At 76.1% G+C, this 1,306-nt stretch carries 1 protein-coding gene; it reads left to right on the top strand.

The features are described from left to right. Nucleotides 1–193: 193 nt before the first annotated feature. Nucleotides 194–1,306 (top strand): DEAD/DEAH box helicase (locus ND748_RS32165; protein WP_251750038.1); only part of this gene is annotated, 1,113 nt, incomplete at its 3' end.

Here is a 1,306-nt window from a genome sequence, read left to right as displayed (position 1 = left end):
CACCGCGGGCCGCGGTCCTCGGCCCGGCGGCTCCCGCTTCGGCGGCCCGGCGCGCCCGACCGCTCCTCTCATCACGACGCGCGAACCCCGGCCCCCGGCCGAGACGTTCGAGGCTGCCGGTCTGCCCAAGCGTCTGATCAAGGCGCTCGCCGACCGGAACATCGCCGCGCCGTTCCCGGTCCAGGCCTCGACCCTGCCCGACGTCCTCGCCGGGGAGAACGTCCTCGGCCGCGCGAAGACCGGATCGGGCAAGACGCTCGCCTTCGGGCTGCCGATCCTCGCCCGGCTCGCCAGTGGCGGTCCGGCGGCGCCGCGCCGCCCCCGCGCCCTGGTCCTCGTCCCGACCCGTGAGCTGGCCCAGCAGGTCAGCGACGCGCTCGAGCCGCTGACCCGGGCCCTGAACCTGCGCCTGGCGCCGGTGTACGGCGGTACGTCGATCAGCCGGCAGATCTCGGCGCTGCGCCGCGGCGTGCACCTCGTCGTGGCCACCCCGGGTCGGCTGACCGACCTCGTCGAGCGCAGCGCCTGCGAGCTCGGCGAGATCGAGATGACGGTGCTCGACGAGGCCGACTTCATGTGCGACCTCGGCTTCCTGCCCGCCGTGCGGGCGCTGCTCGACGCCACCCCGTCCACCGGGCAGCGGCTGCTGTTCAGCGCGACGCTCGACCGCGAGGTCGAGGTCCTGGTCCGGGACTATCTGCCCGACCCGGTCCTCGTCGCGATCGACTCGGAGACCTCCCAGGTCAGCACGCTGGTCCGGCACGCCCTCGAGGCGCCTGACCGCGCCGCACAGGTCGCGCTGGTGACGGCGCTCGCCGGCGGCTCGGGCAGCACCCTGGTCTTCGTCCGGACCCAGCGCGACGCCGACCGGGTGGCCGAGTCCCTCAGCCGCGCGGGCGTGCCGGCCGAGCCACTGCACGGCGGGATGCCCCAGGGCGCCAGGACCCGGGCGCTGGCCGGTTTCACCGACGGCTTCTACCGGGTGCTCGTCGCCACCGACGTCGCCGCCCGCGGCATCCACGTCGACGGCATTCGGCTGGTCATCCACCTCGGGCCGCCGGAGGACGCCAAGACCTACCAGCACCGCGGTGGGCGGACCGCGCGCGCCGGTGCCGACGGCGCCGACGTGCTGGTCACCCTGCCCGCCGAGCGCGGCAAGGTGCGCGGGCTGCTGCGCGCGGTCGGCATCGAGGCGCGCCCCGAGCCGACCACGCCGGACGACCCGATCGTCCTGGAGCTCGCCGGCCCGCCGGCCCCCCGGGTCAGCAAGGACGAGATCCCGCAGGCCCGCATGGCCGGCGCCACC

The sequence above is a fragment of the Frankia sp. AiPs1 genome (genome assembly GCF_023716945.1).
Lineage (GTDB): Bacteria > Actinomycetota > Actinomycetes > Frankiales > Frankiaceae > Frankia.
The sequence above is the reverse complement of the archived record's forward strand: the minus strand, read 5'-3'. Positions and strand labels throughout refer to the sequence as shown.